General features: G+C 66.9%; 27 protein-coding genes. 19 read left to right on the top strand and 8 right to left on the bottom strand.

Annotation, left to right across the window (positions count from 1 at the left end):
* Positions 1 to 43: 43 nt before the first annotated feature.
* The 8 genes from FQK05_RS15055 to FQK05_RS15020 are packed head-to-tail and all read left to right on the top strand — an operon-like array spanning position 44 to position 7,273.
* On the top strand, positions 44 to 829 hold the full coding sequence (locus FQK05_RS15055) for an ABC transporter ATP-binding protein (protein WP_233270521.1): 786 nt from the start codon (positions 44 to 46) through the stop codon (positions 827 to 829).
* The gene (locus FQK05_RS15050) at positions 826 to 1,686 is read left to right on the top strand and encodes an ABC transporter permease (RefSeq protein ID WP_158968246.1); all 861 of its coding nucleotides are present in this window, start codon (positions 826 to 828) and stop codon (positions 1,684 to 1,686) included. The genes FQK05_RS15055 and FQK05_RS15050 overlap by 4 nt, the downstream gene beginning before the upstream one ends.
* A 2-nt stretch (positions 1,687 to 1,688) precedes the next feature.
* Positions 1,689 to 2,948: a cytosine deaminase gene (locus FQK05_RS15045; RefSeq protein WP_158968244.1), complete on the top strand. Its 1,260-nt coding sequence runs from the start codon at positions 1,689 to 1,691 to the stop codon at positions 2,946 to 2,948.
* A 7-nt stretch (positions 2,949 to 2,955) separates the two neighbouring features.
* Positions 2,956 to 4,356, top strand: coding sequence for an FAD-binding oxidoreductase (locus tag FQK05_RS15040; protein ID WP_158968242.1), 1,401 nt, complete (start codon positions 2,956 to 2,958; stop codon positions 4,354 to 4,356).
* Positions 4,357 to 4,366: 10 nt separating this feature from the next.
* Positions 4,367 to 4,945 carry an NAD(P)H-dependent oxidoreductase gene (locus FQK05_RS15035; RefSeq protein WP_158968240.1) on the top strand — a complete coding sequence of 193 codons (579 nt, stop codon included), beginning with the start codon at positions 4,367 to 4,369 and terminating at the stop codon, positions 4,943 to 4,945.
* Positions 4,946 to 4,947: 2 nt separating this feature from the next.
* Positions 4,948 to 5,574: an NAD(P)H-dependent oxidoreductase gene (locus FQK05_RS15030; protein ID WP_158968238.1), complete on the top strand. Its 627-nt coding sequence runs from the start codon at positions 4,948 to 4,950 to the stop codon at positions 5,572 to 5,574.
* A complete protein-coding gene (locus FQK05_RS15025) occupies positions 5,571 to 6,491 on the top strand; it encodes an isopenicillin N synthase family dioxygenase (RefSeq protein WP_158968236.1) in 921 nt (306 codons plus the stop codon). Before FQK05_RS15030 ends, FQK05_RS15025 begins: the two co-directional genes overlap by 4 nt.
* Positions 6,488 to 7,273, top strand: a complete 786-nt coding sequence (locus tag FQK05_RS15020; RefSeq protein WP_158968234.1) for a creatininase family protein — start codon at positions 6,488 to 6,490, stop codon at positions 7,271 to 7,273. Before FQK05_RS15025 ends, FQK05_RS15020 begins: the two co-directional genes overlap by 4 nt.
* 267 nt (positions 7,274 to 7,540) lie before the next feature.
* Here the strand turns inward: FQK05_RS15020 and FQK05_RS15015 are convergent, their stop codons facing one another.
* From FQK05_RS15015 to FQK05_RS15005, 3 genes are all read right to left on the bottom strand, one after another.
* A complete protein-coding gene (locus FQK05_RS15015) occupies positions 7,541 to 8,581 on the bottom strand; it encodes an adenylate/guanylate cyclase domain-containing protein (protein WP_158968232.1) in 1,041 nt (346 codons plus the stop codon).
* A 4-nt stretch (positions 8,582 to 8,585) separates the two neighbouring features.
* On the bottom strand, positions 8,586 to 8,969 hold the full coding sequence (locus FQK05_RS15010; protein WP_233270520.1) for a group I truncated hemoglobin: 384 nt from the start codon (positions 8,967 to 8,969) through the stop codon (positions 8,586 to 8,588).
* 138 nt (positions 8,970 to 9,107) lie between these two features.
* The gene (locus tag FQK05_RS15005; RefSeq protein WP_158968230.1) at positions 9,108 to 9,929 is read right to left on the bottom strand and encodes a class I SAM-dependent methyltransferase; all 822 of its coding nucleotides are present in this window, start codon (positions 9,927 to 9,929) and stop codon (positions 9,108 to 9,110) included.
* Between the two features lie 247 nt (positions 9,930 to 10,176).
* Between FQK05_RS15005 and FQK05_RS15000 the strand changes: the two genes are divergently transcribed.
* From FQK05_RS15000 to FQK05_RS14970, 7 genes are all read left to right on the top strand, one after another.
* On the top strand, positions 10,177 to 11,754 hold the full coding sequence (locus tag FQK05_RS15000) for a winged helix-turn-helix domain-containing protein (protein ID WP_158968228.1): 1,578 nt from the start codon (positions 10,177 to 10,179) through the stop codon (positions 11,752 to 11,754).
* A gap of 168 nt (positions 11,755 to 11,922) precedes the next feature.
* The gene (locus FQK05_RS14995) at positions 11,923 to 12,942 is read left to right on the top strand and encodes a TRAP transporter substrate-binding protein (RefSeq protein WP_158968226.1); all 1,020 of its coding nucleotides are present in this window, start codon (positions 11,923 to 11,925) and stop codon (positions 12,940 to 12,942) included.
* A 65-nt stretch (positions 12,943 to 13,007) separates the two neighbouring features.
* Positions 13,008 to 13,544 carry a TRAP transporter small permease gene (locus FQK05_RS14990; protein ID WP_158968224.1) on the top strand — a complete coding sequence of 179 codons (537 nt, stop codon included), beginning with the start codon at positions 13,008 to 13,010 and terminating at the stop codon, positions 13,542 to 13,544.
* Positions 13,545 to 13,554: 10 nt separating this feature from the next.
* Positions 13,555 to 14,847 (top strand): TRAP transporter large permease, encoded by a 1,293-nt coding sequence (locus FQK05_RS14985; protein ID WP_158968222.1) that lies wholly within the window; start codon positions 13,555 to 13,557, stop codon positions 14,845 to 14,847.
* Between the two features lie 3 nt (positions 14,848 to 14,850).
* Complete coding sequence (locus FQK05_RS14980; protein WP_158968220.1) at positions 14,851 to 15,345, top strand: MarR family winged helix-turn-helix transcriptional regulator; 495 nt, start codon at positions 14,851 to 14,853, stop codon at positions 15,343 to 15,345.
* Positions 15,342 to 17,165 (top strand): AMP-binding protein, encoded by a 1,824-nt coding sequence (locus tag FQK05_RS14975; protein ID WP_158968218.1) that lies wholly within the window; start codon positions 15,342 to 15,344, stop codon positions 17,163 to 17,165. The genes FQK05_RS14980 and FQK05_RS14975 overlap by 4 nt, the downstream gene beginning before the upstream one ends.
* A complete protein-coding gene (locus FQK05_RS14970; RefSeq protein WP_158968216.1) occupies positions 17,162 to 17,971 on the top strand; it encodes an enoyl-CoA hydratase/isomerase family protein in 810 nt (269 codons plus the stop codon). Before FQK05_RS14975 ends, FQK05_RS14970 begins: the two co-directional genes overlap by 4 nt.
* 9 nt (positions 17,972 to 17,980) lie before the next feature.
* Here FQK05_RS14970 and ftrA read toward each other — a convergent pair whose 3' ends face one another.
* Complete coding sequence (gene ftrA, locus FQK05_RS14965) at positions 17,981 to 18,946, bottom strand: transcriptional regulator FtrA (protein WP_158968214.1); 966 nt, start codon at positions 18,944 to 18,946, stop codon at positions 17,981 to 17,983.
* A 109-nt stretch (positions 18,947 to 19,055) separates the two neighbouring features.
* Between ftrA and FQK05_RS14960 the strand changes: the two genes are divergently transcribed.
* Positions 19,056 to 19,457 (top strand): rhodanese-like domain-containing protein, encoded by a 402-nt coding sequence (locus tag FQK05_RS14960; RefSeq protein WP_158968212.1) that lies wholly within the window; start codon positions 19,056 to 19,058, stop codon positions 19,455 to 19,457.
* A gap of 6 nt (positions 19,458 to 19,463) precedes the next feature.
* Here FQK05_RS14960 and FQK05_RS14955 read toward each other — a convergent pair whose 3' ends face one another.
* Positions 19,464 to 20,279: an N-acyl homoserine lactonase family protein gene (locus FQK05_RS14955; RefSeq protein WP_158968210.1), complete on the bottom strand. Its 816-nt coding sequence runs from the start codon at positions 20,277 to 20,279 to the stop codon at positions 19,464 to 19,466.
* 194 nt (positions 20,280 to 20,473) lie between these two features.
* Here FQK05_RS14955 and FQK05_RS14950 point away from each other — a divergent pair, with 194 nt between their 5' ends.
* Entirely contained in the window at positions 20,474 to 21,790 is a 1,317-nt protein-coding gene (locus FQK05_RS14950) for a serine hydroxymethyltransferase (RefSeq protein ID WP_158968208.1), read from the top strand.
* 36 nt (positions 21,791 to 21,826) lie between these two features.
* Positions 21,827 to 22,375, top strand: a complete 549-nt coding sequence (locus FQK05_RS14945) for a hypothetical protein (protein WP_158968206.1) — start codon at positions 21,827 to 21,829, stop codon at positions 22,373 to 22,375.
* Positions 22,376 to 22,381: 6 nt separating this feature from the next.
* Here the strand turns inward: FQK05_RS14945 and FQK05_RS14940 are convergent, their stop codons facing one another.
* Entirely contained in the window at positions 22,382 to 22,885 is a 504-nt protein-coding gene (locus FQK05_RS14940; protein WP_233270519.1) for an OsmC family protein, read from the bottom strand.
* A 32-nt stretch (positions 22,886 to 22,917) separates the two neighbouring features.
* Between FQK05_RS14940 and FQK05_RS14935 the strand changes: the two genes are divergently transcribed.
* A complete protein-coding gene (locus FQK05_RS14935; protein ID WP_158968202.1) occupies positions 22,918 to 23,547 on the top strand; it encodes a GntR family transcriptional regulator in 630 nt (209 codons plus the stop codon).
* Here FQK05_RS14935 and lpxB read toward each other — a convergent pair.
* Entirely contained in the window at positions 23,515 to 24,699 is a 1,185-nt protein-coding gene (gene lpxB, locus FQK05_RS14930; RefSeq protein WP_158968200.1) for a lipid-A-disaccharide synthase, read from the bottom strand. The genes FQK05_RS14935 and lpxB overlap by 33 nt on opposite strands.
* Positions 24,696 to 25,502 (bottom strand): LpxI family protein, encoded by an 807-nt coding sequence (locus FQK05_RS14925; RefSeq protein ID WP_158968198.1) that lies wholly within the window; start codon positions 25,500 to 25,502, stop codon positions 24,696 to 24,698. Before FQK05_RS14925 ends, lpxB begins: the two co-directional genes overlap by 4 nt.
* Positions 25,503 to 25,523 lie beyond the last annotated feature (21 nt).

Below are 25,523 nucleotides of genomic sequence, written 5' to 3'. Positions count from 1 at the left end.
GCGGCGGGGCGACATGTCCCGCCGCCCCCTTTCGGAGGTAGCTATGGCCAAGGAACGCAAACCGCTGGGGCAACGCGACCCGGTGCTGCACATGAGCCATGTCGAAAAGACATTCCGCGGCAATGTCGTGGCACTGAAGGACATGAACCTGGACGTGAACGAGGGCGACTTCATCTCGCTGCTTGGGCCGTCGGGTTGCGGCAAGTCCACTGCGCTGCGGCTGATCTCGTCGCTGATGCAGCCCACGTCCGGATCCATCCGCTGGGCCGGCGGTCAGACCAAGGACGACCTGGGCGTCGTCTTTCAGGAACCGACGCTGATGCCCTGGGCGCGGGTGGCCGACAATGTCTGGCTGCCGTTCCGCCTGCGCGGCAAACCCTATGCCGAGGTCAGGGACGACGTGCTGGAGGCGCTGAAGCTGGTGGGGTTGGAAAAATTCCAGCGCGCCTTCCCGCGCGAACTGTCGGGCGGGATGAAGATGCGCGTGTCCATCGCCCGCGCACTGGTGACCAAGCCGCGGCTGATCCTGATGGACGAACCCTTTGCGGCGCTTGACGAAATCACGCGGCACAAGCTGAACAACGACCTTCTGGAACTGCGCCAGCGGGTGAACTGCACGGTGATCTTCGTGACCCATTCGGTCTTTGAATCCGTGTTCCTGTCGGACCGGATCGTCGTCATGGCCGCCCGCCCGGGCCGGGTGATCCGCGAATTGCAGGTCGACGCGCCCTATCCGCGCGACGAGGCCTTCCGTACCTCGGCCGAATATGCCGCCTATTGCCGGCAGGCCTCCGAGGCGCTGCACGAAGCGATGGGAGAAGCGGCATGACCCTGGCCCAAGACGGCGCCCCCGTGGTGCACCCGGAACTGGACGCCGAGGAAGCCGCCCGCGCGCGCACCGAACGGGTGATGAAAATCGCCCGCTGGACGCTGCCGTCGCTGGTCATGGTCCTGACGATCCTGGCCTGGCACCTTTACGTGACCATCGGGGAAATCCCGCACTATATCCTGCCCGGACCGACACTGGTGGCCCAGAAGATGGTCGAGGACTGGTCGATCCTGTGGCCCGCAATGATCAAGACCGGCCGCCTGACGGTGCTGGCGCTGACGCTGGCGGTGATCGGCGGCGTGGGGCTGGCCGTGGCCTTCACCCAGTCGAAATGGGCGGAAATGTCGTTCTTTCCCTACGCCGTGATCCTGCAGGTGACGCCGGTCGTGGCGGTGGCGCCGCTGATCCAGATCTACGTGGAAAACGCCTTTGTCGCCGCGTTGCTGTGCGCCTGGATCGTCGCCTTCTTTCCGATCCTGTCGAATACGACCATCGGGCTGAAGTCGGCGGATCACAACCTGAGCGACCTTTTCACGATTTACGGGGCCACGAAATGGCAGCGGCTGCGCTACCTTTCTGCGCCGTCGGCGCTGCCCTTCTTCCTGGGCGGGCTGAAGATCGCGGGGGGCCTGGCGCTGATCGGCGCCGTGGTGGCCGAATTCGTGATCGGCCGGGCGGGCACGGGCCTTGGCCTTGCCTCGACCCTGCTGGAGGCGTCCTATCGCTTCAACTTCGGTCGTCTTTACGCCGCGCTGATCCTGATTTCGGTCATGGGCGTGGTCATCTTCGCGCTGATGAGCGCGATTTCCTATCTGGCGCTGTACCGCTGGCACGAAAGCGCCCTGAAACGAGAATGAACATGGACTTCAAGACCCTGCCTTCCGGGCGCTTCACCCTGCGCAACGTATCTGTTCCGGCCTGTCTGATCGGCCAGCCGGGCGACCTGGTCCGCACCGATATCGGTGTGGACGCGGGCAAGATCGCAGCGCCCGGCGGCATGGACGTGGACATGGGCGGCGCCATGGTGCTGCCCACCTTCACCGACATGCACACCCATCTGGACAAGGGCCATATCTGGCCCCGGTCCCCCAATCCCGACGGCACCTTCGACGGTGCGCTGTCGACGGTGCGCGCCGACCATGCCCGCTGGACGGCCGAGGACGTCGGCGCCCGGATGGATTTCGCCCTGCGCTGCGCCTATGCTCACGGCACCGCCCGGATCCGCACCCATATCGACAGCGTCGACGGCCAGTATCAACGCAGCTGGCCCGTGGTGGTCGAGATGCGCGAGAAATGGGCCGGCAGGATCGACCTTCAGGCTGTGTCCCTCATGAGCTGCGACCGCTTCGGCACCGACGCGGCCTTCGACGACCTGGCCAATGTGGTCCAGCAGGCGGGCGGCGTTCTGGGCCTGGTGACCTATCCGATCCCCGACCTGCCCCGCATCCTGAACGGGTTCTTCGAGATGGCGGGCAGGATGGGCCTGCATGTCGACTTCCACACGGACGAGACGATGGACCCCACGTCCGAAACGCTGTGCATGATTGCCGAGTCGGTGCTGGAAACGGGCTATGATCTGCCGGTCGTCGTCGGCCACTGCTGTTCGGTGTCGACGCAGGAGGAGGCGCGCGCGCTCGACACGCTCGACATCGTGGCCAAGGCCGGTCTGAACGCCGTGTCGCTGCCGATGTGCAACCTTTACCTGCAGGACCGCGCCCCGGGCCGCACGCCCCGCCGCCGCGGCGTGACGCTGGTGCACGAGATGAAAGCGCGCGGCATCCCCGTCAGCTTTGCCTCCGACAACACGCGGGATCCGTTCTATGCCTATGGCGATCTGGACATGGTCGAGGTGATGCGAGAGGCGACCCGCATCGCCCATCTGGACCATACAGGCACCGACTGGGTGAAGGCCTTCACCACGACCCCGGCCGCCGCCTGCATGTTCGATGCCCCGGACCTCAGCCCCGACGCCCCTGCCGATCTGATCCTGTTCCGGGCGCGGTCGTGGACCGAATTCTTCGCCCGCCCGCAATCCGACCGCGTGGTCCTGCGGAGGGGAACGGCCATCGACCGCACCCTGCCCGACTACGCCGAACTCGACCACCTGATGACGAATTGAGGACGACATGACTGCCGATATCGCCGGAGCCAAGGCCGCGCTGGCCCATCTGGACATCGAACAGAGCCCCGCAGGCATCAAGGCCGCCAGCCGGGACTTCTTCTGGTACTCGCCCGTGCTGAAGGAACACATGGACCACCTGGAGGCGGATTTCGTCGTCCGCCCCCGGACCGAGGCCGAGGTGATCGAGATCCTGAAGGTCTGCTATGCCCATGACGTCCCCGTCACCACGCGGGGGGCCGGCACGGGCAACTATGGCCAGGCCATGCCGATGCGGGGCGGCTGCGTCATGCACCTGCGCCACATGACGGCAGTGAAGGAAATCGCACCGGGTCGCGTCGTCGTGGAGCCGGGCTGCCTGCTGAAGGATCTGGATGCCGCCACAATCGCGCATTCCGGTCAGGAACTGCGCATGGTGTCGTCCACCTGGGCGACGGCGACCATCGGCGGTTTCATCGCGGGCGGATCGGGCGGCGTAGGGTCGGTGACCTGGGGCGCGCTGCGCGATCTGGGCAACATCATCCGCCTGCGGGTCGTGACGATGGAAGCCGAGCCACGGATCCTGGAATTCAAGGGCGAGGAACTGGCCCGCGTCAGCCACGCCTACGGCACCAACGGCATCATCACCGAACTGGAGATGCCGCTGGCCCCGGCCTATGACTGGACCGACATCTTCGTGGCCTTCGACGATTTCGGCGCGGCGATGAGCTTTGCCGACGACATCGCGAACGAGGACGGGATCCTTCTGAAGATCGCGTCGGTCTACGAGGCGCCCATCGCACATGACTATTTCCAGCGGGTGAAGCCCCATGTCACCGAAGGCACGCACCTTGTGGGCCTGATGGTGGCGCCGCAGAACATGGACGGGTTCCTGACCTTCCTGGGCCGGCGTCCGGCGGCCAGGATGATCTACCGGTCCGACGATCACGACTGGCCCAAGGGGCCGGGCAAGGTGTTCGAATACGGCTGGAACCACACCACCCTGCGCGCGCTGAAGGTCGATCCGTCGATCACCTATCTTCAGGTCCGCTATGCCTTCCCCGACCACAAGGAACTGGTGGAAAAGATCCGCGCGAAATTCTCGCCCGAGATCCTGCAGCACCTGGAGGTCATGCGGTCCGGCGGCAAGGCGGCCTTTGCCGGGCTGACGCTGGTGAAATACACGACCGAGGAGCGCCTGAACGAGATCATCGCGCTGCATGAAGAGGCCGGCGCCCTGATCTTCAACCCGCACCGCTACACGCTGGAGGAAGGCGGCCGCCAGATGACCGACGACACCCAGCTGGCCTTCAAGCGCGAGGCGGATCCCAAGGGCCTTCTGAACCCCGGCAAGATGATCGGCTGGGACAACCCGGATTTCGACTATGCGGGCATGTACCACTATCCCGACATGACGAAACCGGCATGAGGGCCCCCAGATGAAAGCCCTTGTTCTCTTTGCCCACCCGGTGCCGGAAAGTTACGGCGCGGCGCTGCACACGACGATCGTCGAAACGCTGCAGGGCCGCGGCTGGGAGGTCGACGATTGCGACCTGAACGCCGAAGGCTTCGATCCGGTGATGTCGGCCGAGGACCGGCGCAGCTATCACGACGTGCAGACCAACCAGACGCGGGTGGCGGGCTATGTCGAACGGCTGCGGGCGGCGGATGCGCTGATCCTGTCCTTCCCGGTCTGGAACTTCGGCTATCCGGCGATCCTGAAAGGGTTCTTCGACAAGGTCTTCCTGCCGGGCGTGTCGTTCCGGCTGGAAGACGGCAAGGTCGTGCCCAACCTCGACAACATCAAGACGCTGGTGGCGGTCACCACCTATGGCGGCACCCGCTGGCGGGCCTTCACCGCGGGCGATCCGCCGCGCCGGTCGGTGACCCGCGCGGTCTGGCATTCGACCCGGCCCGACAAGATGAAGTACCTGGCGCTTTACGACATGAACCGCGCCAGCGACGCAAAACGCGCGGCCTTCCAGGCGAAGGTCCGGCACGAGATGGAAGTGCTCTGACCATGCGCGCCCTTGTTGTCTACTGCCATCCGAGGCCGGAGAGTTTCACGGCCGCGATCAAGGCCACCGTCCTGGCCCGGCTGGATGCCGCGGGCGCCGAAGTCGAGGTGCTGGACCTTTACGCCGAAGGCTTCGACCCGGTGATGGACGGGCCGGAAAACGCGGCCTACCTGGCCTGTTCGCTGGGCAAGGCCCATGTGCTGGACCATGTCCAGGCGCTGGAATGGTGCGACACGCTGATCTTCGTCTATCCGACCTGGTGGTACGGGATGCCGGCGATGCTGAAGGGCTGGCTGGACCGGGTGCTGCTGCCGGGCAGCGCCTTCCTGATGCCGGACGCCGAACATAGCGACATCCGCCCGGGCCTGACCCATATCACCCGGCTGGCGGTCTTCACGACCTGCGGCGCCAGCTGGTGGCTGACACGGCTGATCGGCGCGCCGGGCCGGCGGACGCTGCTGCGGGGTCTGCGGATCCTGTGTGCCAAACGCTGCCGCACCGCCTTTGCCGCGCATTACCGGATGGACAGTTCCACCCCCGACAGCCGGGCGCGGCACCTGACCCGCGTCGTCCGCACGCTGGACAGGTTCCTGGCCGGCCGGCGATCAATGAAGGAGGCCGCCGCATGATCCCCGTCCTGGACTGGAGCACCTTCGCCACCGACCCGGATGTCTTTACCACGTGCCTGGGCGAGGCCTGCCGCGAAACCGGGTTCTTCCTGCTGACCGGCCACGGCATCCCCGACGCGCTGATCGAAAGAACCTTTGCCGCCGGCGATGCGCTGTTTGCCCTGCCGGTCGCGGCAAAGGAGCAAATGTCGATCGCCCGCAACCCCCACAACCGCGGCTGGACCGGGCCGGGGGGCGAGAACCTGGACGACAGCTCCGACCAGGTCGACCGGAAGGAAGCGTTCAACATCGGCCTCGACCTTGCGGCCGACGATCCGCGGGTCGTGGCGGGCGAACGGTTTCGGGGGGTGAACCTGTGGCCCGACCTGCCGGGTTTCCGGACGACGCTGACCGCCTATTTCGACGCCGTGCTGACGCTGGGGGTCGATATCCACCGCGCCATCGCCCGCGACCTGGGGCTGGAGGAAGACTTTTTCGCCCCCCATTTCACGGCGCCGCTGGCCACGCTGCGCCTGCTCTCCTACCCGCCCGGCACCGGAGCGGCGAACGAGATCGGCGCCGGCGCCCATACCGACTATGGCTCGATCACGCTGCTGATGACGGATGGCGAGGCCGGGCTTCAGGTCCGCCCCCGCGGGCAGGGCTGGGTGGATGTACCCCATGTGCCGGGCGCCTTCGTGATCAACATCGCCGATTGCCTGATGCGCTGGACCAACGACATCTATGTCTCGACGCCCCATCGGGTGCTGCCGCCGAAACGTGCGCGGCGGTCCATCGCCTTTTTCCTGGACCCGAACCCCGACAGCGTGATCACCGCCCTGCCCGGCACCGGTACGGCCAAATACCCGCCCGTGACCGGCGCCGACTATCTTCAGATGCGCCTCGACGCGACCTACAAGACGGAGCCCGCCCCATGAGAACCCTGGACTGGACCGCGCGCCGCGCGCCCGAATTCGGTGCCGTGGACCCGATGAAGACCATCGCGATCCTGCCGACGGCGGCGGTGGAACAGCACGGGCCGCACCTGCCGGTGGGGACCGACACGCTGATCGCGGAAGGCATGCTGAACCGCCTGCGCGCCACCTGCCCGGCGGACCTGGACCTGGCGATCCTGCCGATCATGGCGGTCGGCAAGTCGAACGAACATCTGTGGGCCGCCGGAACGCTGACGCTTTCGGCCGCGACGGCGCTGGCGGCATGGACCGAGATTGGCCTCTCCGTCGCCCGCGCCGGCGTCCGGAAGATCGTCATAGCGAATTCCCATGGCGGCAACCTGGACCTGATCTCGATCCTGTCGCGGGAACTCCGGGTCGAGGCCGGGATGCTGGCGGTCAAATGCCAGTGGGGCAATTTCGGCCACCCGGACGGCATGTACACACCGCACGAGCTGCGCTTCGGTATCCATGGCGGCGATGTCGAAACCTCGCTGATGCTGGAATTCCGCCCTGACACGGTGGACATGTCGAAGGCGGTCAACTTCCGCTCCGCGGCCGAGACGATGCCGATCCCGCCCACGGGCCCGATTAGCCGCGGCTGGATCGCGTCCGACCTGAACCCGGACGGCACGGTGGGCGACGCGTCCCTGGCCACGGCCGAGAAAGGGGCGGCCACCGCCGATCACCAGGTCGCGGGCTTCATCGACATGTTGCGCCAGGTCGAGGCGATGCCGGTCCCCACGGCGCCGGCCAAGATCGCCTAGCGCGGGGTACGCCCCGCCGCGCCGGCCCGCGTCTTGCGCAAACGGCGGGGCAAACCCCGCCCTGCGCGGAAACTTCCAGCGACGCAGCAGTCCCTGCGTGGTTCGGGGGCTCTGCCCCCGCCGCGCCCCTGGCGCGACTCCCCCGGAGGTATTTGGGAAAGAGGAGAAGCAGGAGCGCGCCCCTGGCTTCTTCTCTTCGAAAATACTCCCGCCGGAGGCGGCACGCCGCCAAGGCGTCGACCGGCCCGTGCCGAGGACGCGCGCGGGTCAGGCGACGGCCGCGGTGGGCGCGCGGTCCGACATCGTGGCGATCTGGGTGTCGCCGAAGCCGCGCAGGGTTTCAGTGCGGAGACAGGCGAGGTCGAATTCCTGCTCCAGCTCGCGGATCATGGGGCCGCTGACGGTGATTTCCATCGGTTCGGAAATGTCCTGAAGTCGCGCGGCCAGGTTCACGGCCGGGCCGAAGACGTCGTAGATGTATTTCTGGATCCCGACGACCGAGCCCACGACCGAGCCCGAGGCCAGGCCGATCCGGGCCTGCCACTTGTGCTGGTGGGTGCGATTACGGTGTTCGAGATAGCGCACCATCTTGGCCGCGCAGCGGGCGGCCGACAGCATGTGGTCCGGGTTCGGATGCGGCAGGCCCGCCACCGCCAGGTAACAATCGCCGATGGTCTTGATCCGCTCGCAGCCGTGCATTTCGCCGATCCGGTCGAAGGCGGTGAAGAGGTCGTTCAGTTCCGCCACCGTGACCGTCGGGTCCGCGGCCGCCGCCATGTCGGTGAAGCCCACGAAGTCCAGCATCAGGACCGAGACCGGTTCGAACAGGCGTGGCGCGACGGAACCGAAGCTGCGGTATTCCTCATAAACCGTGCGCGGCATGATGTTCAGCAGGAGCTTTTCGACCTGCACCTTCTCGCGTTCCAGGTCGCGGGTGCGGCGGTCGACCATGGCGGCGTAGCTGTCGATCATGGCTTCCGTCTCGCGCAGGCGCGAGACGTTCTGGCATTCCAGGATCAGCATCTGGCGGCCGTCATGTTCGGCCCGGTCGACGCGCGCCTCGAGGATCAGGGTGCGGCGCCTGACCTTGGCGCGGATCTCGACCTGGCCGCTTGCGATGGCGTCTTCCATCGCCTCGGGACCCAGGCTTTCGACGACCGCGGCCACGGGGCTTTCCGGGGCGGCGTCGGGGAACCAGCCCTGAAAGGTCCTGTTGCAGAAGAGGATCCGGTGGCTGGCACTGTCCAGGAGGCAGAGACCGACGCCGATGGATTTCAGAAGGCGGGTGCTGAGCGTTTCGGGAAACATCGGCCTATCTCCTGACGATGACGGACCGCCGCCGTTCTACGGAGGTCAGGATGGTGACGATATCGACGGGCTCCAGCCCGGCGGCGGTCAGCGTCTCGGTCAGAAGGGCCGCGATCTCGTCGAATTCGGCATGGGTGATGGCCATCGACGCGTGGGCCCGGGCCAGGCGGTCGTCGGAAAAGTCGACCGGACCGCCCATCATCATGGCGAAGAACTTGGTCTGGTGGTCGATCAGCCGGGTCATGTCGACATCGTCGAAATAGGGACCCAGCGTGTCGCTGTCCAGGACGCGGTCGTAGAAGTCCATGATCACGTTCCGAAGCATCCGGATGCCGCCGTATTTCTCGAACAGCGGCAGGGAACGGGAACGCGTTACGGCAGTGGTCATGGCATCATTCCTTCCGTCTATGGGGCATCTGGGGGAAAGGCCCGGCGGCGACCGGGAGGGGTTGGGGGAACGGGATCGCCGCCGGGGTCGGGCAGAAGAGGACCGGACGCAGGGCCGGCTGCCCTGTCAGGTCCGGTGTCAGGCCTTGTGGACCACGATCTCGGCATATTGTGCCGGGACGATCATCTGCCGGTCGCAGGACGAATGGACACGGGCCAGCGCGATCAGGTCGGCGGCCAGCGCCTTGTGCCCGTCGGCACCCACGGCCTGGAAGGCCTTGTTCATGGGGCCGTAGGCGACGCTCCAGCTTTCGATCCAGTATTCGGGCGAGCGCAGGCGGAAGGTATAGTCGCGCAGCCGAACGTCGATTTTGCGGGACTGCGCGCCGAAGAGTTCGCGCAGGCGGCCTTCGGTGCCCCATTCGGCGGGGGACCGCAGACCGGCAGGCGGCGGGACGTGCTTGCCGATGGTCTTGAAGACCTGGCCGATGAAGCCCTGGGGCGTCCAGTTGGCAAGGCCGATCTTGCCGCCCGACCGGCAGACCCGCAGCAGTTCCGCCGCGGCCGTATCCTGGTCGGCCGTGAACATCACGCCGAAGGTCGACATCACCGCGTCGAAGGAGCCATCCTCGAAGGGCAGGTTTTCGGCATCGGCCTCGCGGAAGGCGACGGTCAGCTTTTCGGCCTCGGCCCGGGCCATGCCGGCCTTCAGCCAGTCGGTGACGTAATCGGTCGAGACGACGTTGCAGCCGCGGCGCGCGGCGGCCAGCGTGGCGTTGCCGTTGCCGGCGGCCACGTCCAGGACGCGGGCATCGGGGCGCAGGTCCATGGCCTCGGCCAGGTTTTCGCCTACGATCTGGATCGTGGTGCCGATGGCGGGATAGTCACCGGTGGCCCAGGTGGCCTGTTGCCTGGCCTTGACGGCGGCGAGATCGGGCAAGGGGGCGGTTGCGACGTTCATTGTGGGTTCTCCTTGGGTCGGATCGTTCAGGGTGGATCAGTACCCAACTGATCGCCCATCCCCGGTTCCGTTGCTTGGAGGAGATCTGCAGAACCTCTGCAGATTGCGGGAGAAGCCGTGGTTTCTGTCTGCAACGCGCCGGAAAGCCCCGTCTGCGCGCCCGGGGCAGCCAAATGTGTTCCCAGATCGCGGAATTGAGTTTACGTTGCGTCCACCGGCCCTGTCGCAGGCCCGGGGTGGAGCCGCCATGCGCTATGTCTTTGCCGATTTCGAACTGGATGCCGACAGGGCAGAGCTTCGGCGCGAAGGCCAGGTCGTGCCGGTCGAACCGCAGGTCTTCGATCTGCTGAACCTGCTGGTCGGGGCCGGCGACCGGATCGTGACGCGGGACGAAATCTTCGACCGGATCTGGGGCGACCGGATCGTGTCGGACGCGGCCCTGTCCAGCCGGGTGCGCGATGCGCGCAAGGCCATCGGCGACGATGGCAAGGCCCAGAAATACATCCGCACCATCCAGCGCCGCGGCCTGCGCTTCGTGGGCGCCGCGCAAAAGATCGTGCCGGGCGTCGTCGCGGCACAGACGCCGGCGCTGGCACCGACGTCGCCCCAGCCCGCACCCGACAGCTTCGAACGGCCCGCCGTGGCGGTCCTGCCCTTCGACGACCTGACATCCGACGGGCGGCCATCGCCGCTGGCGGACTGCCTGACGATGGAACTGTCGGCGGCCCTGTCTGCCTGGCGCTATTTCCCGGTGATCGCCCACACCTCTGCCGCGCGGTTTCGGGGCAGCCCCCTGAGCGCCGCCGATATCGGCGCGGCGTTGAAGGCGCGCTATCTGGTGTCGGGATCGATCCGGAACCTGGGCAATCGCCTGAAGGTGCAGGTCACGCTGACCGATACCGAAACCGACACCCAGATCTGGGCCGACCGCATCGCGCAGGATGTGGCAGGCGTGCTGGACCTGGAGGAAGAGGTCGCAGCCCTGATCGCCACCGCCGTCTCGCCCGAACTGGAAGGGGCCGAGGCGCGGCGGATCATGCACAAGGCGCCCGCCGACCTGACCGCCTGGGACATGTCGATGCGGGCGGCCTGGCTTCTGAGCCAGCGCAACCCCGACGTCCTGTCCGAGGCCGAGGCACTGGCCACGGCGGCCGCCAATCACGCGCCCGGCTGGGTCCTGCCCTATACGCTGATCGCGATGTCCCGCTTTCACCAGGCGATGTCGGGATTTTCGGTGGCCGACAGTGGCCAGGCCTTCCAGCCCACGCTGGAGGCCGCCCGTCGCGCGCTGGAAGTGGACCAGACCGCCTGGATCGCCCATGCGCTGACCGCGGTGGGCGAGCTCTGGTCCAACCGCACCCATGACCGCGCCCTGCTGCACGTGGAAAAGGCCCTGGAACTGAACCCCAGCGCCGCCATCAACTATCACTTCGGCGGCTGCATCACAGGCTTTTCCGGCGATCCCACCAAGGCGCGCACCTACCAGGAACGGATCTGCCGCGTCGATCCCGTCTATCCCTACCGTGCGGTGATCGAGGCGGACCTGGGCCTGTGGCACATGCTGGACGGCAACTGGGCCGAGGCCGACGACCATCTGGCCCGGGCGCAAAGCTGGGACCCGGCCTATGGTCGCGCGTTGCAGCGCCGGATGGTCCTGTCCGGCCTGACCGGCAACCGCGATGCGGCACAGGCGGCCGCGCGGCGGCTGGCGGATCTGGGCCAGACGCTGGATCCGCATGCCATCATCGCCTCCTACCCGTTCCGGCGGGACGACCACCGCGAGATGTTCCTGCAGGGCCTTCGCTTCGCGGGCTTCAACATCTGATCCCCGCCCCGGACCGCCCCCGACCGCTTCGGGCCACCCCGGTTCGGTGACGACGCCCGCGCGCTCAGATATTTGTCGCCGCTGCGAGGAATCATTTGCGCAATCCGATATGTTTGATATCCATCGATCGTCGAAGGCCGAGTGGAGAGGCCTTTACGGGAGGAAATCATGATCAATCGTCGTATTGCGCTTGGCGCAATCATTTCTGCTGTCGTGCCCTTCGCCGCGCAGGCATCCGATGTCACCCTGCGCCTGTCGCACTGGGTGCCGGCCGGCATCGCCCCCGCCAAGGCCGGGATCGAGCCCTGGGCCAAGTCAGTCGAGGAAGCGTCGAACGGCAGCATCAAGATCCAGATCTTCCCGGCGCAGCAGCTGGGCAAGGCGCCGGATCACTATGACATGGCCAAGCAGGGCATCGTCGATTTCGCCTGGGTGAATCCGGGCTATACCGCAGGCCGTTTCCCGGTCTACGCGCTGACCGAAATCCCGTTCATGGCGGACAATTCCGTCAGGGGCGCGAAGGCGATCCACGAATGGTATGTGGAATACGGCGCCCCCGCGGAAATGGAGGACGTGAAGTTCTGCTTCGTCCATCCGCACGCGCCGGGCACGCTGCATTCCAAGACCAAGATCACCAAGCCGGAAGAGGTCAAGGGCAAGAACGTGCGCCCGGCGCACGGCACCATGGCCCGCTTCATCAGCCTTCTGGGCGGCGGCCCCGTCCAGGTGCCCGCTCCCGAAGTGCGCGAGGCACTGGCCCGTGGTACGGCCGAAGCCGTCACCTTCCCCTGGGGGGCAATGTACGACTTCAAGCTGACCGGCGAAGTGCCGCAGCACCTCGACATGCCGTTCTACCTGTCGGCACAGTCGCTGGTGATGAACAAGGCCAGCTATGACAAGCTGTCGGACGCCAACAAGAAGGTGATCGACGAGCATTGCTCGCCAGAGTGGTCGGCCAAGGTCGCCCAAGGCTGGAACGACGACGATATGGCCGCCCGCGACAAGCTGATCGCCGACCCGGACCAGACCCTGAACGAGCCGACGGCAGAGGAAGTCGAAGCCTGGCGCGCTGCGTCCCAGCCGCTGATCGAGGAATGGAAAGCCTCGGTCAACGCCAAGGGCCTGGACGCCGACGCGATCCTGGCGGCCTACATCGCGTCGCTTGAAGCGAACGACGCCAAGTACTGATCCTCTTTTTCACTGCCACTGATCTGCGCGGTACGCCGCGCAGATCCTCCAGCTTCGGGTTTTCCATGGAAAAAAGCTCTGGAACGGGGAACGCGGTATCGCGTGCGATCCTTGCGATCGAACGTATCGCCGCTGTGATCCTTGGCCTTGTCACAGTCCTGATCATGGTGTCGGCCATCACGCGATACGGCTTTGCCATGCCAGTGCCGGATGTGTTCGACGTCTCGCGCCTGGTGCTGGGCATCGCCATCGCCTGGGGTTTCGCCAGCCTGGGCTTTCGCGGCAACCACATCAAGGTCGACCTGCTGGCCCAGGCCGTGCCGCGCGTCGTGCTTAAGGCGATCAACGCCTTCGCGTGGGGGGTGCTGCTGTTCTTCACCGCGCTGATGACCTGGAAGATCTGGGAACGCACCATGGACGCGATGGGCGGCGGCGATGCCACGATGGAGCTGCGCCTGGCCCACTGGCCCTTCTTCCTGGGGATCTGCCTGGGCCTTCTGGCGGCCCTGTTCACCACCGCACTTCGGTTGTGGCTGATCGTGACCCGGGGCACCGACCTGGGCGAATTCGAAAGCATCGAGACCGAAGGTCACAAAGAATGAGCCCCCAAAAATGAGCAACGAGTTCCTGACCTTCGCAGGCTTCGCCGCCCTGTTCGGAATGATGATCCTGCGGGTGCCTGTGGGCGTGGCCATGGGCCTAGTGGGCATCGGCGGTTTCGGCGCCATCGTGGGCTTTGGCCCGGCGCTGAACCTCCTGGCGCAGTCCCCGATCTCGACCATTACCGACTTCAACCTGACGCTGATCCCCTTCTTCGTCCTGATGGGCGTCCTGGCCACCAATTCCGGCATGTCGTCCGAATTGTTCGGCGCCGGGCGGGCCTGGCTGGGCGGCATGAAGGGCGGGCTTGGGCTGGCCTCTGTCGGGGCCTGCGCGGGCTTTGCCGCGATCTGCGGGTCCTCCGTCGCCACCGCGGCCACGATGACCAAGATCGCCTATCCCGAGATGAAGCAGAACGGCTATTCGGACGAGGCCGCGACCGGCATCATCGCCGCGGGCGGCACGCTGGGCATCCTGATCCCTCCTTCGGTCGTCCTGGCGATCTATGGCTTCATCACAGAAACCGATATCGGCACGCTTTTCGTGGCGGGCATCGTTCCCGGCATCCTGGCCGTGATCATGTACATGGCCACCGTGCGCCTGTGGTATGGCAGCGACCTGCCGGCCGGCGACACGTTCAGCCTGAAGGCCGGGCTGAAATCGCTGCGGGGCATCTGGGCCGTGCTGCTGCTGTTCATGGCGGTGATCCTGTCGATCTATTTCGGCATCGCGACCGCGACCGAGGCCGCGGCCGTCGGCGCCGTCGTCACCGCGATCATCGGCATGGCGCGCGGCCGGCTGAGCTGGTCGATGCTTCTGGACAGCCTGGTCGAAGCGCTGCGCACCTCGGTCGCGATCTATGTCGTGCTGATCGGGGCCACGCTGTTCGGGTACTTCCTGACGATCACGCAGGTGCCGCAGAACCTGACGGAATACCTGCTGGGGCTGGGTGCCGGGACCTATGGCACGCTTTTGCTGATCATGCTTCTGTTCTTCGTCATGGGCTGTTTCCTGGACGCGATGGCGATGATCATCCTGATGGTTCCCATCGTCTTTCCCGTCGTGCTGGAGCTGGGCTTCGACCCGATCTGGTTCGGTATCATCATCGTGATGACCGTGGAACTGGGCCTGATCACGCCGCCGGTGGGGATGAACGTCTTCGTCATCAACTCCATCGCCACGCGGGTCAGCCTGGTCACGATCTTCAAGGGCGTCCTGCCCTTTGTGGTGACCGACGTGCTGCGCCTTCTGCTCCTGATCGCCTTCCCGGCCATCGTGCTGTTCCTGCCGTCGGGGATGCACTGAGCGATGGAAGACGGCGGTCGCAAATCCGAAATCACCGAGCCGGCGGAACTGACCGACAGCGTCAGCTACCGGATCCGCCTGCTTCAGATCGCCGCCTACAAGAGCTTTGAGAGGGTGGTGGCGGGCCACGGCACCGCGCCGCGATATTTCGGCCTGCTGAAGATGGTCGAGGCCAATCCCGGCATCAGCCAGGCCCGCCTGGCCGAGGCGATCTTCCTCGACCGTTCCAGCCTTGTGCCGATCCTTGAAACGCTGACCCGGGAAGGCTGGATCGAACGCCACCCCTGCCCCAACGACAAGCGCGTCCGGCAGGTCTTTCTGACGGGCGACGGGCGGACCCGCCTGGCCCGGTTGGAGCACGAGGTGCTTCGCCACGAGGCGATGATGACCACCGGCCTCAGCGCCATGGACCGCACCCGGCTGCTGCAGCTTCTGTCGAAGATCGACGGCAACCTGCGCAGCGCCTTTTCCGACGACGGGAACGGAGACGACACATGACCATCAGAAGCCTGGCCGATATCGAGGCGCTGGAAGCCCATGGCTTCGACGCCGTCTTTCCCGTGAAGACCCCCTGGGACCTGATCCGCGACGCGGCCGGGCGCGCGCCAGACAGCCTGGCGATCCGCTATCTGACCGATGCAACCGATACGTCCCGCGACGTGACCTTGACCTATGCCCAGTTCGCCGACCGCATCGCCCGTGCCGCGCAGGTCTTCCGCGACCTGGGCGTGGAGCCCGGGAAATCGGTGGCCTTTTTAGGCCAGCACACGCCGTCCGCGCAGGTGGTGCTGTGGGGCGCGCAGGGCGCCGGGCACCTTTGTCCGATCAACCCGATGCTGCGGCCGGACCATATCGCCGTCCTGCTGAAGGCCGCCGATGCCGCCGTGGCCGTGATCTGCGGGCCCAATTCCGAGGTCGACTATTGGTCCGCCCTCGTCCCTGCGCTGCGGGCCGAAGGTGTCACGATCCCGATCCTGGCCATCGACGCGGATGGCGAGGCCCCCGGCGCCCATGGGCATCTGGAAAAGATGTTGGAAGAGGCCGCGCCTCTGACGACGCCTCATGGGGACGAAACCGCGCTTGCCGCGTGCTATCACACCGGGGGCACCACAGGCGCACCGAAGCTGGTGCTGCATTCGCGGCTGAACCAGGCCCATGTCGCCCGGTCCTGCGCGCTGATGCACGATCTGCGGGCCACCGACGTGATGCTGAACGGCTTTCCCCTGTTCCACGTCGCCGGCGCCTTCGTCTATGGGCTGTCGACCCTGTCGGTCGGCGGCACGCTGCTGATCCCTGGCATACAGGGTATGCGGAACCGGGCCTTCGTCGGCTCGATCTGGGAACAGGTCGAACGCCACGGCATCACCATGATCGGCGCCGTTCCGACCTCTATGACCACTTTCGCGGGCCATCCGATCGATGCCGACATCTCCTCGCTTCGGTATTTCCTGACCGGCGGGTCGCCGCTGCCGGTGGAACTGGCCGACATGGTCGAACGGCAGACCGGCAAGGGCGTGCGCAACATCCTGGGCATGACCGAATGCGCAGGCACCGTCGCGGTGGAACCGGTCCACGGACCCCGGACGCCCCTGTCCTGCGGCCTGCGCATCCCGTTTTCGCAGGTCGCGATCCTGGGAGAGACCGATGGCGACGCCGACCCGTCCAAGATCCTGCCGGCGGGCGAGACGGGCATCATCGCGCTGCGCGGTCCCAATGTCTCGGCCGGTTATTCCGATCCGTCGCGCAATGCCGGCACCTTCCTGCCCGGCGGCTGGCTGGTGTCGGGCGACGTCGGGATGCTGGATGCCGAAGGGCGCCTGTTCATCACCGGCCGCAAGAAGGACATCATCATCCGCGGCGCCCACAATATCGACCCGCAGATGATCGAAGACACACTGTTGGCCCATCCAGAGGTCGAGAATGCTGCCGCCGTCGGCATGCCCGACGCCTATGCCGGAGAGCTTCCCGTGGCCTTCGTCACGCTACGCGCGGGCGGCACCGCGACGGGGGCGGACCTGATCGGCTTTCTGAAGGACCGGATCGAAGATCCGGTCGCCTTGCCGAAACGCATTGCCGTGAAGGACAGCCTGCCCCTGACCCCGGTGGGCAAGATCTTCAAGCCAACCCTGCGGCAGGAGGCCGTTCTGTGGGCCGTCGCAAGCGCCGCCGAAACCGCCGGCCTGACAGAGGTGGAGGTCGAGGTATCCGACGACCTGAAGGCCACCGTCACCGCGCCCGAGGATCGGTTGCCGGCGCTGAAGGCCGCGCTGGCCACCATGCCGCTGACCGTGACCTTCCGCGCCGGGGTGCCGCAATGACCCTGCCGCTGCTTTACGAAACCGACGGCCCCGTCGCCACGATCACCTTCAACCGGCCCGACCGGCACAATGCCCTGAACCCGGAGGTCGTCTGCCGCATGGACGACGCCCTTGCCGCGTTCGAGGCGGACGACGCACTGCGCGTCTGCATCGTCACCGGCGCGGGATCCGCCGCCTTCTGCGCGGGCGGCGATCTTGAAACCATGCTGCCGCTGCTGACGGGCGCGCGGGCGCCCGAAACCAAATGGGACCGCCGCATCGCCGCAGACCGGGACACCGTGTTCCGGGCAAGCTTCAAGGGCCGGCCGTTGACCAAGCCGGTGATCGCCGCGATCAACGGGCACTGCCTGGCCGGCGGGTTCGAACTGATGCTGGGCACCGACATCCGCATTGCCGCGCCGCACGCGACCTTCGGCCTGCCCGAGGCGAAGCTGGGCCTGATGCCCTTTGCCGGCGCGCTGGCCCGACTGCCCCGGCAACTGCCGCCCGCGCTGGCGATGGAGATGATGCTGACCGGCGACAGCTATCCGGCGGAACGGATGGCCGCCCTGGGCCTGATCAATGCCGTCGTTCCGGCAGAGGAGGTCCTGCCCCGCGCGTTGAAGATCGCGGCCAGGATCGCCGCCAACGGCCCCGTCGCGGTGCGCGAGATCAAGATGGCGGCGCTGGATGCCATCGGCCGCCCCTTCGACGACGGGTTCCAGCGCGAGACCGAGGCCATGGACCGCGTTCTGGCGACCGAGGATGCGGTCGAAGGCCCAAGATCCTTCATGGAAAAGCGCCGGCCTGTCTATCGCGGCCGCTGACGCCCAGGATCACAGCGCCGCACGCTTGATCCGGAACCGTTCCCGGTAGGCGCTGGGGGATGTCCCGGCAAATTCGTGGAAGGTGGCGCGGAAGGTGGCTTGCGAGCCGAAGCCGCAATCCTCGGCGATGTCCTCCAGCGTCAGAGCAGTCTCTTCCAGCAGGCGCATGGCCCGCAAAACGCGTTCCCGGCGCAGCCACTGGACCGGGGTCTGGCCCGTCGCCTCGCGGAAGCGGCGCAGGAAGGTGCGTTCGCTCTGCCCCGCCTGTTTCGCCATGTCCGGCACCCCCATGGGCCCCGCCAGCTGTCCCCGCGCCCAGTCCAGCACCGGCGCCAGCGATGACCCGGGCCGCAGCCTGACCGGCGCATCCACGAACTGTGCCTGCCCGCCGTCGCGGTGGGGCGGCATGACCAGCCGCCGGGCGACCAGATTGGCGACCTTGGCCCCGTGATCCGTCCGGATCAGGTGCAGACCCGCATCGATGCCCGCGCTGGACCCGGCCGATGTCACGATCCCGTCTGCCTCGGTATAAAGCACGTCGTCACGGACCTGCGCATCCGGGAACCGCGCCTGAAGGTCGGCCGCATAGCGCCAGTGGGTCGCGGCGGGCCGTCCGTCAAGCAGGCCGGCCGCACCCAGAAGGAAAGCGCCGGAACAGATCGACATCAGCCGCGCACCGCGTGCATGTGCGCGGGCCAGCGCGGCCGACAGCTCCGCCGGTGGGGCTTCATTCCGGTCCCGCCAGCCCGGCAGGCAGATCAGGTCGGCCGTGTCCAGCAGATCCAGCCCGCCGTCGACCTGCATCCGGTAACCGCCCATGCCCCGGATCACCGGATCCACCCCCGCCAGGGCGAAATCGTACCACGGGAAATCGAATTCCGGCCGCGGCAGGGCGAAAAGTTCGGTCACGATGCCGAATTCGAAGGTGCAAAGCCCATCATAGACAAGGCAGACGACGCGGGTCGTGGAGGTCATCGGGGGTCCCCGTCACGTTTGGCGGAATACTAGCGCAGATTGTCATTCCCGCCAATTCCCGATTGGCGTGTCCCGGCGTAAATCTGCAGCGACAGACTGGAGTTCGCCCATGACCAACCCGATCACTGAAGTGCCCGCCGCCCCCTCGGACCGCGCGCTTGCGCATTTCGAGGCGATGCTGGAGTTCGAAACCGATTGCTGGGACACCCACGCAGCGCTGGAGTCGGGCGAAACCGACTTTGTCGTCCTCGACGTCCGGTCCCCCCAGCTTTACGCGCAGGGCCATATCGACGGCGCGCTGTGCCTGCCCCATGGCAAGATCACCGGCCGCAGGATGTCGGAATTCGCGTCCGGCACAACCTTTGTCGTCTACTGCGCCGGGCCCCATTGCAACGGCGCCAACAAGGCCGCCGTCCGGCTGGCGCGGCTGGGCCTTCCGGTGAAGCTGATGATCGGCGGAATCACCGGCTGGCTGGACGAAGGGTTCGACCTGGTGAGGGACAGGGGCTGAGGCCCCTCAGGACCCTGCCGCCACCGGCGCCACGTCCACCCGCAGGATCCGGCCGTCCAGGCCGGGTCCCGCCGCCGGCCACAAGTCGGCCACACGCGGATCGTGGGCGGGCACGATGTGATCGTCGCTGTCGGCCAGCTCCCGGATCCGGCCATGGGCCGCGATCATGTCGGAGATGTTGAAGGCCACGGCATAGGGTTTGCCCCGCTCCAGCTCCTCGAAATAGTGCAGCGCGTCGGACGCCAGCACCACCCAGCCCCGCGCGGTATGGACGCGCACGATCTCCTGCCCGTCGCAATGGCCGCCGACCCAGTGGACGGTGACGCCGGGGGCGACCCCGGCGTCCGGCCCGTGCAGGTGCAGCCGCCCGGCGTGCAGCAGGCCGACCAGTGCAGCGATATCCGGCGCCAGATAGGCATGACGGAACAGCGCGTGTTCCATCCAAGGGCCGGTGACATAGGCCATCTCGCGCGCCTGCATCCAGAACCGCGCCTGCGGGAAGGCATCGATGTGGCCGACATGGTCATAATGGGCATGGGTCAAAAGGACGGTATCGACCGACGCAGGGTCGATGCCCAGTTGGGCCAGGGCCTCCGGCGGGGCCATCACCGGGGTGTGGCCGTACCGCGCCGCCGTTTCGACCTTCATTCCGGTGTCGACGACGACCGTCCGGTCGGGCCCGACCAGCACCCAGGAATAGAAGTCCATCTGCAGCAGCGCCGCCGGATCGGGATCGTTGATGAAGTTCTGCGCCCGGATCCGCACCGTGTTGACCCCGTGGCGAATGGCATAGATCTGATAGTCCGGCAGGTGTCCGGTCATCGTCTTCCCCCCCTTTTGCCGGTCGAAACCTTCCGTCGCCCGGACGTTGCGGACCAGCCTAGCCGCGACCGGGCGATGCGTCGAAGGCAATCGGCACGTCACAAGCCGCTGCCCTGCCCGTCCGACACATCGACAGACGATCCCGGATCGCCTATCCCTTTGGATCAGGGCCACACAGCTGGGGAGCATCGGGCATGGGCAGTCTGGAACGGCGCGGCTGGGTTGCGGGCGGGGTCGAAGACTATGTCGCAGAAATCGCCGGCTGGACATCCGCCGCAGGCAGTGACGCGGTCGAGGCGCGGATCCTGGAGCTGTCGGCAGAAAACCGTCGGATCCACGAAGCGCAGTGCGTGAACCTGAACCCGGCGACGAACGTGATGAACCCGAGGGCCGAGGCGCTGCTGGCCTCGGGCCTGGGCACGCGGCCTTCGCTGGGCTATCCCGGCGACAAGTACGAGATGGGGCTGGAGGCGATCGAGAAGATCGAGGTCATCGCCGCCGAACTGGCCGCAGAGATCTTTGGCGCGAAATACGCCGAGATCCGCGTCTCCTCGGGCGCGATGGCCAACCTTTACGCCTTCATGGCGACCTGCCAGCCGGGCGATGCGATCATCGCGCCGCCCTCGTCGATCGGTGGGCATGTCACGCACCATGCGGCCGGCGCTGCGGGGCTTTACGGCCTGAAGATCCACGAGGCGCCGGTGACGGCCGACTATGCGCCGGACCTCGACGGGCTGGCCGCACTTGCGCGCACGGTGCGGCCAAAGCTGATTACGCTGGGCGCCTCGCTGAACCTTTTCCCCTGGGACGTGGCGGCGGCGCGCAAGGTGGCGGACGAGGTCGGCGCCTGGCTGCTGTTCGACGCGGCACATCTGTGCGGAATGATCGCCGGGGGCACGTTCCCGAATCCGCTGGCCGAAGGCGCGCATCTGATGACGATGAGCACCTACAAGAGCCTGGGCGGCCCTGCCGGCGGCCTTCTGGTCACGAACGAGGCCCGGCTGGCGCAGAAGCTGGATGCCATCGCCTTCCCCGGCCTGACCGCGAATTTCGACGTGGCCAAATCGGCGGCGCTGGCGGTCGCGCTGCTGGACTGGCGGGAATACGGCGCGGATTACGCGCGGGCCATGGTCGCCACCTCGACAGCCCTGGCGCAGGCGTTGCAGGCCCGCGGGCTGCCGGTCTTCACCACGTCGCTTGGCGCCACGTCCTCGCACCAGTTCGCCTTGAAGGCCGCCGGATTCGGCGGCGGGCAGACCGCGTCAAAGCGGCTGAGGTCCAGCAATATACTGGCCTGCGGGATCGGCCTGCCCATCGCCCCGGTCGACGACGATCTGAACGGCCTGCGGATCGGGACGCCGGAAATCGTGCGCTTCGGCATGGGGCCCGCGGACATGGACGAACTGGCCGACCTGATCACCCGGTCCCTGACCGGGAACGATCCCGAAGCGCTGGCCCCAGCCGTCACCGCCTTCCGCGCGCGTTTCGCCACGCTTCATTTCATGCGCTAAACCCTTTCAATCCCGTTTTTTTACGCAGGTTTTTCCATGGTCCGTTCGATTGTTCTGCTCTGCCTGGCCCTGACGGTTCTGACGGGCTGCTTTCGCGTCCAAAACGGCGATGACGTGACGCGGGTCCGCCAGGGCATGGGTGCCAGCGTGCAGCCCGCCGTGACCGGACTATACTGGAAGACCAGCCCGGACGGGGTGGTCAGGCCCTCGGACCCGGTGGTTCTTGTGCGCAAGATCCTGCGCGACGGGCGTCCGGCCTATGCCGTGAACTCCAGCTTCGTCTATGCCTTTCCGGCGGGCGGCAACCGCTACTTCTTCGAACTGGTCGACAAGGGAGAGCTGACCTCGGCCGATTTCTCCACCTGGTCGGTGGCGGATGTGCAGGGCGGGCGGATCGTTGTCTATGGGGCCGGCTGCACGAACGTGTCGGAAAACATGCGCAAGATGATCGGATTGGTGCCGGATGGGCAAAGCAACTGCACCGTTCGGGACGCGACGACGCTGAAGAACGGGCTGACCATGGCGGTGCAGACTTCGAAACCGGCCAATGTCTATGTGCTGAAGCAGCAGTTGCCGGACTTCTGATCCGGATCAGACCGTTTCGAACACCGGTGCGAAGGTCACGGGAAAGTTCACCGACCGGGCGATGAAACAATAGTCGTGGATCCGGTGGTGGATCGCCTCTGCCTCGGCCAGATCGGTCCCCCACGGCACCGCGATCCGCGGCCGCAACTCCGCCGACACGAAGCGGCCCTTACCCGACGGTTCGGTTTCGCCATGGCCCACGGGCGTGTCCCGATAGGACATGACGGCGATCCCTGCGTCGCTGGCAAGGTGCAGATACCACAGCATGTGACAGGCCGAGAGCGCGGACAGCAGCATGTCCTCGGGGTTCATCTTGGCAGGATCCCCGCCCAGCATCGGGTCGTTGGAACAATGGATCGGCGCCTTTCCGGGCACTGCCACGTCCCATGTCCGGTCGTACCCACGATAGCTTTGCGTGCCCTGCCCGCGGTTGCCGGTCCAGATCACGTGCGTGGTGAAATCGTGCGCCTTGGCCATGTTGCCAGCCCCCACAAAATTGGATACATTCATCCATTAATCCAAGGTGGGACATGGATCAACCGATGACAGCGGACGAAATCGCGGCGGAACTGAAGGCGGACATCATGGCGGGCCGCATCCCGCCGGGAACGGAACTGCGTCAGGAAGGGATCGCGCTGCGTTTCGGGGTCAGCCGAATGCCGGTCCGGGATGCGCTGAACCTGCTGGCCGTCGACAGGCTGGTCCGACTGCGCCGAAACCGCGGCGCGCAGGTGATCCGCTTTTCGGCAGAAGAGCTGGCCCAGGTCTTCCACATGCGCCACCTGCTGGAGGCCGACCTGTTGCGCCATGCCATCGACCGTTACGACGAAGACGCCCTGCAACGGCTGAAGCACGAGATGCACCGCTGCGAGGTCGAGGCCGGGCACCCGGACTTTCCGGCCGCCGACTGGCGCTTTCACGCGGTGCTTTACGCGCCGTCTGGCATGGAGCTGCAGATCGCCACTGTTCAGGAACTGCGCCTGTCGGCGCAGGTCCACGTCGCCGTCTATGACGACCTGCGCCAGTCGGAAACGCAGTGGAACGACGACCATCGCCGCATTGTCGCGGCGGTCGAGGCGCGCGACAGCGACGAAGCGGTGCGGGCGCTGCACGCCCACCTGACGCAAGCCGAAGCGGCGCTACGCGCCGCCATGGGCGGGGTTCGCCCCTGACAGACCCGACAGGATCGCGCGCGCGGCGCGCAGGCCGGGTGCTTCGCCGCCCTGCCCCAGGCGTTTCATCGTCAGGGCCATGGCGTCCAGCTGGGCCGTGGGATCCGCCAGCACCGTCTTCAGGCCGGCGGCGATCAGCTCGGGGCGGCAGTCCTCGCCCAGGCATTCGGGCACGGTGCGGGTATCGGTGACCAGGTTCACCAGCGTGACCGTGTCGATCAGGGCCATCCGCCAGATCAGCTTGCGCGACAGCCAGTTGAAGTCATAGGCCACGACCATCGGCGTGCCCGCCGCCGCCAGTTCCAGCGAGACCGTACCCGAGGTGGCGATCGCCGCCACTGCCGTTGCAAAGGCCGCGCGCTTGTGGCTGGCCGCCAGATCGGCGTCCGTGCCGCGCGGGTCCAGCACCAGCACCTGGCCGGGCCAGTCGGCCACCGTCTCCTGCACCAGTTGTGCCACGCCCGGCGCCGCAGGCACCACGACGCGCAGGTCCGGACGGTCCGCCAGGACCTGTTTCAGCGCAGTGCCGAAGATCTGCCCCACGCGCCCGACCTCGCCCCGGCGAGAGCCGGGCAGCACCAGCAGCACCGGCGCTTCGCCAAGATCGTGCGCGGTGCGAAAGGCCGCGATCTCGGCCTCGGTCGCCTGGGGTTGGGCCACGACGGGATGGCCGACGAAGGTGCATTCCATACCGGCCGCTTCCATGTAGGGCGGCTCGAACGGCAGCAGCGCCAGCACGTGATCGATCATCTTCGCCATCTTGGCGGCCCGGCCCGGACGCCATGCCCAGACCGACGGGGCGACATAGTGGACCGTGCGCAGATCGGGTCGCGCCTCCTTGACCAGCCTGGCGACCCGCAGACAGAAATCGGGGCTGTCGATGGTGATCAGCACATCCGGCTTCGTGGCGATCACCGCATCCGCCGTTTCACGGATGCGGCGTTTCAGGTGGAAGTACTTGGGCAGCACCTCGGCCAGCCCCATGAGGCTGAGTTCGTCCATCGGGAAGCGGCTGACCAGACCCTGCGCCTGCATCAGCGGACCGCCGACCCCGTCGAAGGCGATGCCCGGCGCCAGTTCCCGAAGGCCCGCCATCAGCGCCCCGCCCAGTGCATCGCCCGAGGCCTCGCCGGCGATCAGGAACGCCTTCATGTCACACGCGCCGCGCGGGACCACAGGAACAGGCCCAGCCGGTTGCATTCGGCAATCACCGTCTCGCGGTCCAGGACCAGGACGCCGCCGGCCTCGATCACGATCCCGGCCAGCGCCGCATCGGCGGCGCCACGGACGGTTTCGGGGCCGATCGTCGGCAGGTCGGCGCGACGTTCCTGCCCGACCTTCGGCGCCTTGTAGAGCACACCACCCGTGGTCGGCAGCGAGTCGGGCCGGTTGAGGAGACTGGACAGCATCCAGTCGGTGCCGAAGACGGTTTCGACCCCGATCGCCATGCCCGCGCGGACGGCGCAGGCCTGACCGATGTCGACGGCGCTCATCGCGCCGACGACGGCCGCGCCGCGGGCCGCATCGCCGATGTCGGCCCTTGCCGGCTGGCGGTCCGTAGGACAGCCTTCGGCCATCAGCAGGTCCGGCGCGATCTCGTGCGCGCCGAGGACTGTGAACCCCTGGGTTTCGAAGACCCCGATGGCGATCCGCAACGATCCGTCATCGCCCTGGGCCAGCGCCTGCATGATCACCGGCACCAGCGGCAGCGTCGCCGCGTCCAGCGCCGACGGGTCGACGTCGGGCCGGGTCAGGCTGCCCGCAAGGCAGAGTTCAGTCACGCCGCGGGCCTTCAGGTCCGCCAGCAGCGTGCCCAGCGTTTCCACCCGGAAGGTCAGGTCAGGGGTCAGCCCCTCGGGCACGGTCCCTTCGAAGGAACAGACCACGGGGCGCGCGCCCATCGCGGCCACAATGGCGGCAGGCAATCCGCCGCCCCCGGCAATCAGCGCTTGCATGGCGTGCCCTCCCCGGCTGAC

The sequence above is a fragment of the Chachezhania sediminis genome (genome assembly GCF_009765275.1).
Classification (GTDB): Bacteria; Pseudomonadota; Alphaproteobacteria; order Rhodobacterales; family Rhodobacteraceae; genus Chachezhania; species Chachezhania sediminis.
This window is presented reverse-complemented; position numbering and strand designations above follow the sequence as displayed.